Consider the following 9,017-nt stretch of genomic DNA (forward strand, 5'->3'; position numbering starts at 1 on the left):
GATCGAGCAACGCGAAGGTGCTCTCGCGGACCTGAGGCAGGAACGGCTCGGTGGTCGCCGAGTGCAGGCCGATCTGGGTGACGCCCGGGACGAACAGCGGATGTCGGGAAAGCCGGTCGACGACCGTGACCTCGTCCACCACCTGGGTGGGCCGGCCACTCAGGAACCACTCGGCGCCCTCCTGCTGCTCGTCCGCGCGGAAGCAGTAGACGCAGCCGAAGCTGCAGCCGAGCATGGTGTTGAGGATCAGCATTCCGGCGTGCGGCCAGACCGGCTGCACGCCTTCGCCGTCCTCGTAGAGGCCGGCCTCGCGCAGCAGGTGCAGCGTCTTGGCGTTGGCGATGCGACGCAGATCCGCGCGGATCGACGTACCGTCGCGCCCGCCGCGTTCGGCCGCGATCGTCCGGCTCAGGCCGACCAGTTCGGGCAGGATGCGGGGCGTAGCCGTCGTCCGGTTCGCGCCGGTGTCCGCGACCTCGAGTACGACGCCGAGCACGGCGCGTTCGAACCCGGAGAGCTCAGCAGCCCGCAGTTCGACCTCTCGTCGAGCCCCGTCGGCGTCGAGCGCGGATCGCCAAGCCAGCCTGCCGATGTCCGGAAGTATCGAACCGTCCGGGATCTCATTCATCGGTGCGCACCGATCTCACCAGCTCGAATGCCTCCGCGTACTGGAACCCGGCTGTGGATCCGCGGTACCGCGCGAGCGCGCGCAACGCCTCGGCGGACCGTGGATGCGGCGCGGGCCGTCGTTCCGAGCGATAGCACTCCATGGCTTCGACCTTTTTCTCGATGGTGTCCGTCGCGTCGACGAAGACATTCGGACGGAACGGCACGGCGAGCCGGTCGAAGGCCCATTCGGTGGCTGACGGCGTCTCGCAGGCGTATACGTCGCCCACGATCGCGTCCCCGGTCGGCCTGGTCGCTGCGAGCACCGCCTCGGCCGTGATCCGGTGGTCGCGGTTGAGGTCCCCGGCGTGGTGCGTGTACACCGTGTCGGGACGCAGCCGGCGCAGCACGGCCTCGACGCGCCAGACGATCTCCAGCATGGGGACCGTGTCGAAGCGCAGGTCGGGCAGCTTCTCCAGAGTGAGCGACGCCGCGCCTAGCGTGTCGCGGGCCCGCTCGGCGTCCTCATACAGATCGGCCAGCGCCGCCGATTCGCCGCACGCCTCGATCCGGGCGGTGATCCCGTCGCCGAGGATCAGGATGTGGACGTCGCGGGTGCGGGCCAGCCTGGCCAGCGTGGCGCCGCAGCCGAGGGTCTCGTCATCCGGGTGTGCCATGATCGCCAGCACGCTCATCGGGCCGCCGCCACGCTCGCCGCCAGGCGGGACTCCTTCGCCGCCTTGAGCGGGTTGCCGGCCGGCAGTGCGAACGGCAGCCGCAGCGTGCCGTCCGCCAGCGCCGCGCGCAGGTGAGCGAAGTGCCGAACCCGCAGGGCCGTGAGATGTTCCCCGGCCGCGAGCGCCGGGTACGCCACCGCGGCGCTCTCAGGCGCGCCGACCGGCGCGACAAGTTCGTCGAATCCCGGGCCGTAGAAGTAGGTGAGCGAATACCGGTCCGGCTCGCGCGGCGTGACCCAGTGCAGCGTCGATTCGAGCCTGCCGCCGCTGAGCACCTCCAGCAGATCGCCGATCAGCACGATGAGCGAGTCGTCGCAGGCCTCGACCCGGTGGACGCCACCGTCGCGGCCGTAGACCTCCAGCCCTTCGGCGGATTGCCAGAGCAGGGTGAACCACTCGTAGTCGGTGTGGCCGCCCGCCATGGAGTCGAACTGCGGCGCGGGCTTCGGATAGTGCAGCAGGCGCAACAGTGAACAGCCGTCGACCGAGCGCTGCTCGATGTACTTCTCCTCCAGCCCGCAGACGAGGGAAAGCAGCCGGGACACGCGCACCGCGCAGGCATGTACCGCCTCGTTGTATGCCTCCACCGCGCTGCGGAACCCCGGCTCGTCAGGCCACAGATTCGGGCCGAGCAGGATCGCGCGCAGGCCGTCGGCCGACGTCGACTCGGCGCCGAAGTCCAGCGAGGCGTAGTCGCGCACGACGCGGTCCGAGCCCGAGGCGCGCGGCGAGAAATCGGCAGGCACGAAGCCCTTGTTGCCTCGTGAGCGCTCGATGGCGAAGCGGTCCTTCCAGGATGCCTCCCGGCCGTGGAACCAGCGCGCCGCCGCCGCGCACGACTCCCGGACGGACGTCGGGACGCCGTGGTTCACCAGTCGGAATGCGCCGAATCCGCGCGCCGCGTCTCCCCATTCGCGCAACACCTCGGGAGAAGACTTTGCGGCCGCCGCAAGGTCCAGAACAGGTATACCCACCGGCTTTCCCTCCCCTTCGCCGTGGATTCCGGTAATGCTGGAGATTCTCAGGGTTCATTCGCGGTGTGCAACCGGGTGTTTTCCTCGGTTGAACACTGCAGGGCGGGTGGATTTGCACATCTCCGCGTTGTTCTGCGCGCGTGCTAGCTTCGGCCGACATTCGCCGAACGCGAGGGGGAAACCGGTGGCTGAAGCGCTTCTCGAACCGACCGAGGACGTGGAACTGGCGCGGCACGACCTGGCCGTGCACGGCTACTGCGTGGTCTCCGGCGCCCTTGACGAAACGACGGTGAAGTCCATGCGCGACAGGCTCGTCGAGCAGTCATTGGGCGAATCTGTCAACGGTGTACGCGCGGACCAGGATCCCGAGTCCAGCAGTTACGTGGGCGGCGCGGGACTTCGGGCGCGCGACAATCGACGGGTTTGGAATCTCGTCAACAAAGGGACCGTTTTCGAGGCTCTGCTGCGGCGGTCCACAGTGCTGGAGCTTGTGGGCAGTGTCCTGGGAAATCCGTTCCTGCTCTCCGGAATCCAGGCGAACTTCGTCGCTCCGGGCGACGATCCGCTGCCGCTGCACTCTGATCAGGGATACGTCGCGCGCCCTTGGCCGCCGTACGCGATGACGGCGAGCGTCATCTGGATGCTCCACTCCTTCACGGAGGAGAACGGGGCGACGACCGTGGTTCCCGGCTCACACATCGAGGCGTCGGCCGTGTCCCCCGACGAGATGCTCGCCCGGGCCCGCCTGCTGCGACGCGGCGGGATTCCGGTCTGCGCACCGGCGGGCAGCGCGCTCGTCTTCGACGGTCGGATCGTGCACGGCACCGGCCGGAACTCGACTGAAGCGGATCGGCTCGGCGTGCTCACCTACTTCTGCCGACCCTTCCTGCGCCAGCAGGAGAACTTCTCGCTGTCAGTCGCGCCCCGGGTGTTGGCGGGTCTCTCCGACGAGGTCAAGCAGCTGCTCGGCTTCAGTGTGTGGAAGGCGCTCGGGAGCGTGGAGGGCGTCGGCGCCGAGGGATCAATCGTCGACCGGCCCGCTCGACCGGTCGAAGCCCTCGACCGGCATGGAAGGCCGTGCCGGGACGCAGCCTTCGCGACCGCGGACTGAGCACGGACGACATGCGCGTCCTGTTCACCTGTGTCTCCGGCCAGTCGCACTTCTACAACACCGCGCCGTTGGCCTTCGCCGCCCGCGCCCTCGGCCACGACGTCGCATACAGCTCAGCCCTCGAACTCGCGCCGATCGTCGAGGCGGCCGGGCTGCCCCTGCTGCCCGCGGGGCCCGGAAGACTGCGGCTGCGCGCGGCGATGACGCGGTCGGCGAGCATCGCCGGCGAGCTCGACCTCGAGGACTGGTCCAGGAGCGCCGCGCTTTTCGGGTGGGTTGCGCCAACACTGCGGTGGCGGGCGCTGTCCGAGGTCGCGCAGCGATTCCGGCCGCACGCGATCGTCAGCGAGCCGCTCGAACTCGCCGGCCCGCTCGTGGCACTGAGGCTCGGTATCCCGCACTTCACACTGAGCATCGGCCCCTACTACGCGGACACGATGTCGCAACTCTGGGCGCAGGCAGCGCCGCTCTATCGGGAGCACGCCGGTGTCGACATCACGCGGGGACAGGCGCTCGGCTGCTACATCGACGTCGTCCCGCCCGAACTGCAGACCCGCGAAGGCCTCAAGCTGGCCGATCGGATACCGGCGGGTTGCCGGCTCTACCACGGAGAAGCCGGACAGGCGCCGGGCGGGGAGGCCGAACGTGGGCCAAGGCCGCTGGCGTTGATGACCTTCGGCACGGTGTCCAACAAGGCGCTCAGTGGACTGTGGGAGTCCGCGGTCCGGCTGAGCCGGCGCGGAATGGATGTCCTGATGACGACTGGCCCGAACGGCTGGTTCGACTTCTCGACGGTCCGCGGCGCCGAGTCGGCGCCCGGGGACGGCGCGATCCGGGCCGTGGACTACGCGCCGCTCGATCGCGAACTGCCCCGATCCGCGGTCGTCATCCATCACGGTGGCAGCAACACGATGCGGGCGGCGATCGGCGCCGAGGTGCCCTCGCTGGTGATTCCCCAGGAAGCTGAACAGCACCGCAACGCGCGGTGGGCTGCGGAGCACGGCTTGGGCCTGCTGCTCAGACCGGAGGCTGCCGAGCCGTCCGCAGTCGAAGGCGCCGTGGCCCGCCTGCTGGCGGACCCGGCGTTCGCCGAACGGCTCGGGGCGGCCCGAGCGGCCTTCGGCGCCATGCCTTCCGCCGAGGCGGCCGTCGAGGAGATGGCGCGCAGATGTGAGACTGCGCCATATCAGAAACGGATCTGACCGATGACCACCAGAACGGCCTCGAATCCAGTGGCCACCTACTGTGCGAGTTGCCACGCGGATGTCGTTGGCGCCGCGTGCCGCATCTGCGCTCGGAAGGGCATGGCCTCGGTACTGTGCCTCGGCAGAACGCCGCTCGCCAACGATTTCCGTTCCCGGGGAGCGGCTCCGTCCGCACGCTATCCGCTGCATGTGATGCACTGCGAGAGCTGCGCACTCACCCAGTTGGCCGACAGTGTCGCGCCGGAACGGCTCTTCTCGGAGTACGCCTACTTCTCCTCCGCATCTGCACCCGTGATCGAACACGGTCTGGAGCTGAGCCGGTTCGCGCTGCGCGAACTCGACCCGCCGGCGGCGAGCTTCGTCGTCGACATCGGATCCAACGATGGCTACCTGTTGAGGGCGTATGCCCGTGAGCACTTCCAGGTGCTGGGCATCGATCCGGCGACGAACATCACCGCCGAGGCGCGGTCGGCCGGAGTGCCCACGCTTGACGCGTACTTCTCCGAGGCGGTGGCTGGTCATGTGGTGGCCGAGCACGGCCGAGCAGACCTGATTCACGCGAACAATGTGCTGGCGCACGTCCCCGACGTGCTCGACTTCCTGAGCGGCTGCAGAGTCCTGCTGAGCGCCGGCGGACACCTCATCATCGAGGTTCCGTACGTGGCCGACCTCGTGACGAAGTGCCTGTTCGACACGATCTACCACGAGCACGTCTACTACTTCTCGATGACATCGCTTTGCCGGCTGCTCGACGCGGCCGGGCTGCGGGCCCTGCATGTCGAGCGCAACGGCTTCCACGGCGGCAGCCTCAGAGTGGTTGCCGGCCGCGGGTTCGCGCACGCCCGCCCCTCGGTCGCCCGGCTGCTCGCGGCCGAACGCGCACTCGGCGTCTGCGATTCGGGCTACTACCGGGACTTCGCCGATCAGGTACACCGTTTCCTGAACCGCACGCGGACGGAGCTCGGGGAACTAGCCGCGCTGGGCAATCGGATCTCCGGGTTCGGCGCCCCGGCCAAGGCGACGATCATGATGAGCTCGGCCGAGTTGCCGCTGGAGTACATCTGCGATTCCACGCCCTACAAGCAGGACAAGTTGCTTCCGGGCACCGGCATCCCGATTGTGCCGCCGGACCGGCTGGAAACCGATCCCACCGAGTACTGCGTGATTTTCGCCTGGAACTACGCGGACTCGATCATCGCGGCAAACCACGGTTATCTGCGTCGCGGCGGCACGTTCGTCAGGCCGGTGAACTGCAAGCTCGAATACGTCCGCCGTACTTGAACCGTCGGTGGCAGGGCGCCTCGGTGCCCTGCCGCCAACCGCCCCCTCACGGACGCAGCGCGAGCACATCCCCGCGGTCGTCCGGCCCGGCGAGCAGTCCCGCCTCGTGGAGGTGCCGCAGGCAGGCGGTGACGAAGGCGTCCGTATCGTCCCGCCACGACGGCACAGTACGGATCTCGAAGGCACCGGTGGTATAGGTGGCCCAACCGGCAAGGGCTCGGGTGGAGGCGGCTCGCGGCGGCGCGGTGCTGATCGCGGTGATCGGGAATTCGGGCGCACCGGCACCGTCGGGAATGTCCGAGGGCTTACTGCGGGCATCGGCTACCACCAGGCGAAAGGTCAGCGGTGACCGCACGGCGAGCCGATAGGCGATCGGTGCCGCGCCCCCGATGCCCAGCACCAGGCTGGCGCCTTTACCGGACTGCGGCGTACGCGGCCACTGCTCGGCCTGGTTTGCAGTGAGCCGCACGACCCGCACGGCTCGGGTGGCCCGCTCGAGGACCAGGTGCCACGGCGCCTCGTCCACGTTCGGCGCCGCCGAACGACAGACCAGCAGCGACGGCCCGGTCACTTCGCGATCTCCGTCGGCAGCCAGGTGTGGCACGGAACCTGCCCGTGCCAGGCGAGCCGGATCTGCTCCGTGGCGACGCGGCGGTAGACGCCCAGCGGCGAGAGAGTCGCGGGCCATTCATCCCCCTTCGTGATCCCCCAGGCGCGCATGGCCTTGGGCAGCAGCGGATCCACCGCGAACCACCGCCCCTCGAGTCGGATCTCGGTCCACGTATGCGTCGATGAATAGGGAACCGCGAGGATGAAACCGTAGGCGTGCCGCGCCTCGAATCCCGCTTTCACCGCCGTGTCCAGAATGGCGCGCGCCGTGGCCGCGCAGTCTCCGATCCGCTCCCGCTCCACGAAGTCGGCGTTCAACGAGAGAAACGTCGGCAGGTAATAGAAATCGACGTCGGCATAGGCCATGGCGAGTTCGGCGAGTACCGGAGGCAGCGGTTCGGGACGCTGCTGCACCCAGCAGGAGACCGCGCCGAGCGCAACGCCGCGGCGTTCGGAGGTGACGACCGGCGTCCGCCCGCCCGCCTCGGGGGCGACCTGGTAGATGCAGTCGCCGGAGTGTCGCGGCAGCGGGCACTGCGCCCGCACCTCGACCCGGTAGCCGACCGGTCCCGACGCGATGCGGCGCAGGCTGCGCTGCCAGAAGCGCATGGCGTCGCGACGCGCCGACCGCGCGCTCAGGTACAGCGAGATCGTGGAGAGATCCAAGGAGTCGAAGAGCACTTCGTCCCCGTCGCCGACGTGCGGCAGTCCCGCGTCGAGCAGGACCCGCTGGGCCGCCGCGTCGAGGCCGAGATCCCGTGTCGCGCCGACGGGCGTGGTGTCGAACCTGCGGAATTCGTCGGGAATTCTCAGCAGCGGCTCGACCAGGGTTCGAAGTTTCGTCACGAGACTCCATCGTGCTGGGATTGAAGATTGCCGGCAATTGGACGTGAGCGTGCATCCACATTTCTGGACGAACAACGCTCGCATCGAATAAACCGGTTCTCGACGTGGGTGCATCGGGCCAGCCTGCGGGAGGGAGCGAGGCTTTCGGTGAACGACATACTCGAGCAGGACGAAGGGGCGCCGGAAACGGTCTGCGCGTTTCTCGACCGGGCGGAGCGGACCTGGCCCGGTTCACCCGCGATTCGCGACGTCGAGGCGGCCCTGACGTACCGCGAACTCGCACAGTCCAGCCGCCGAGCCGCCTCATGGCTGCGCAGTCGCGGCGTGCGGCACGGTGACAGGGTGTTGCTGCGCCATCCGAACGCGGCCCGCATGGCCGCCTTCGTGCTGGGCGCGATGCATCTCGGCGCGGTGGCCGTGCCAGTGAGCCCCGAGATGAGCCTATTCCAACTCCGCGACGTCCTCGCCGACGCCGACGCGATGGTCTTGATCTGCGCGGAGCACGAGGCCCAGGACCTTCGGTCCCTTAGCGAGTCGCAGATCATCTCCCTCGCCGCAGCCTGGGACGCGGCCCTTTCGCACGCTCCCGTGGACGGACCGCCGCTCGCCCGGCCGGACGATCTCAGCCTGCTCATCTACACCTCGGGGAGTACGGCGAGCCCGAAGGGCGTCATGTGCACGCACCGTCAGGTCTCCTTCGCGGTCCGATCGATCGCCCGTCGCCTTCGGTATCAGACGGATGACGCGATCTTCTGCCGCCTGCCGCTCTCCTTCGACTACGGCCTCTACCAGTTGCTGCTGTGCCTCTACGCGGGCGCCGAACTGCAGTTTCCCGAACCGGGCAACGATCCCCGCCTGTTGCGGCGGATCCGCGACTGGCAGTCCACCGTCGTCCCCGTGGTGCCCTCTCTCGCCTCCATGTTGATCTCCCTCGCACAGCGAGACCGCCGCCCCACCCGCGTGCGGCTGTTCACGAACACCGGCGCCGCACTGGAGCCGGCGGCCGCGAACGCGCTGCGCGGCTGTTTTCCCGGGGCGAAGGTGAGCCTGATGTTCGGCATCACCGAGTGCAAGCGGATCTCCATCCTGGAGGCTGACGAGGATCTCACCAGGCCCGGCTCGGTTGGCCCGCCGCTCGACGGAACCCGTGTCGAAGTGGTCGACGAACTCGGGCGACCCCTTCCGCCCGGCGAGATCGGCCAGTTCGTGGTCTCCGGTCCGCATGTGATGCAGGGCTACTGGCGTGCGCCGGAGTTGACCGAGCAGCGGTTCAGGCCCGGCCCGGACGGCGTGACACGCGCGCTGTACACCGGTGACTACGGCAGTGTGGACGCCGAAGGCCATCTGCACTTCGCCGGTCGCCGGGATGACATCTTCAAGCACCGGGGCACACGGGTGAGCACGCTCGAGATCGAGGCGGCGGCCATGGACCTGCGTGAGGTGTACGCAGCGGCGGCGCTCCCCCCGGCGGGCGGCCGTGGACCCGCGCTGTTCGTGGTCGGCGACACCACACCGGTCGCGGTGCTCGCGGGACTTGCGGACCGGCTGGAGCGGGTGAAACTCCCGACCTTCTGCCGAGTACTCGGCGAGCTTCCGCTTACCGTCAACGGAAAGGTCGACAAGGCTGTGCTGGCCAAGCTCGCCGCGA

At 68.8% G+C, this 9,017-nt stretch carries 8 protein-coding genes and 1 pseudogene; 4 read left to right on the forward strand and 5 right to left on the reverse strand.

The window, feature by feature from the left end:
* The 3 genes and pseudogenes from VFA06_RS20175 to VFA06_RS20185 all read right to left on the reverse strand — a co-directional run.
* A pseudogene (locus VFA06_RS20175) lies at window positions 1-628 on the reverse strand (hypothetical protein); the annotation flags it as partial.
* Window positions 621-1,301, reverse strand: a complete 681-nt coding sequence (locus VFA06_RS20180) for a PIG-L deacetylase family protein (RefSeq protein WP_324842204.1) — start codon at window positions 1,299-1,301, stop codon at window positions 621-623. The gene VFA06_RS20180 and the pseudogene VFA06_RS20175, both read right to left, overlap by 8 nt.
* Window positions 1,298-2,317, reverse strand: coding sequence for a 2OG-Fe(II) oxygenase family protein (locus tag VFA06_RS20185; protein ID WP_324842205.1), 1,020 nt, complete (start codon window positions 2,315-2,317; stop codon window positions 1,298-1,300). The genes VFA06_RS20180 and VFA06_RS20185 overlap by 4 nt, the downstream gene beginning before the upstream one ends.
* A gap of 184 nt (window positions 2,318-2,501) precedes the next feature.
* On the opposite strand from VFA06_RS20185, the gene VFA06_RS20190 reads away from it, so the two are divergent.
* The 3 genes from VFA06_RS20190 to VFA06_RS20200 are packed head-to-tail and all read left to right on the forward strand — an operon-like array spanning window position 2,502 to window position 5,914.
* Window positions 2,502-3,428 carry a phytanoyl-CoA dioxygenase family protein gene (locus VFA06_RS20190; RefSeq protein ID WP_324842206.1) on the forward strand — a complete coding sequence of 309 codons (927 nt, stop codon included), beginning with the start codon at window positions 2,502-2,504 and terminating at the stop codon, window positions 3,426-3,428.
* On the forward strand, window positions 3,395-4,630 hold the full coding sequence (locus VFA06_RS20195) for a glycosyltransferase (protein ID WP_324842207.1): 1,236 nt from the start codon (window positions 3,395-3,397) through the stop codon (window positions 4,628-4,630). Before VFA06_RS20190 ends, VFA06_RS20195 begins: the two co-directional genes overlap by 34 nt.
* Window positions 4,631-4,633: 3 nt before the next feature.
* A complete protein-coding gene (locus VFA06_RS20200; protein WP_324842208.1) occupies window positions 4,634-5,914 on the forward strand; it encodes a class I SAM-dependent methyltransferase in 1,281 nt (426 codons plus the stop codon).
* Between the two features lie 46 nt (window positions 5,915-5,960).
* On the opposite strand, the gene VFA06_RS20205 is transcribed toward VFA06_RS20200, so the two are convergent.
* Together VFA06_RS20205 and VFA06_RS20210 are read right to left on the reverse strand one after the other, a co-directional pair.
* On the reverse strand, window positions 5,961-6,485 hold the full coding sequence (locus VFA06_RS20205; protein ID WP_324842209.1) for a hypothetical protein: 525 nt from the start codon (window positions 6,483-6,485) through the stop codon (window positions 5,961-5,963).
* Complete coding sequence (locus tag VFA06_RS20210; RefSeq protein ID WP_324842210.1) at window positions 6,482-7,369, reverse strand: transglutaminase domain-containing protein; 888 nt, start codon at window positions 7,367-7,369, stop codon at window positions 6,482-6,484. Before VFA06_RS20210 ends, VFA06_RS20205 begins: the two co-directional genes overlap by 4 nt.
* Window positions 7,370-7,516: 147 nt before the next feature.
* On the opposite strand from VFA06_RS20210, the gene VFA06_RS20215 reads away from it, so the two are divergent.
* A partial coding sequence (locus VFA06_RS20215; protein WP_324842211.1) for a class I adenylate-forming enzyme family protein occupies window positions 7,517-9,017 on the forward strand: 1,501 nt, incomplete at its 3' end.

It is taken from the genome of Actinocrinis sp. (genome assembly GCF_035653575.1).
GTDB lineage: Bacteria > Actinomycetota > Actinomycetes > Streptomycetales > Catenulisporaceae > Actinocrinis.

Excerpts from the sequence above, each read along its gene's own strand:
- VFA06_RS20180 (WP_324842204.1), bottom strand. The coding sequence starts at position 1,301 with ATGAGCGTGCTGGCGATCATGGCACACCCGGATGACGAGACCCTCGGC.
- VFA06_RS20200 (WP_324842208.1), top strand. The coding sequence starts at position 4,634 with ATGACCACCAGAACGGCCTCGAATCCAGTGGCCACCTACTGTGCGAGT.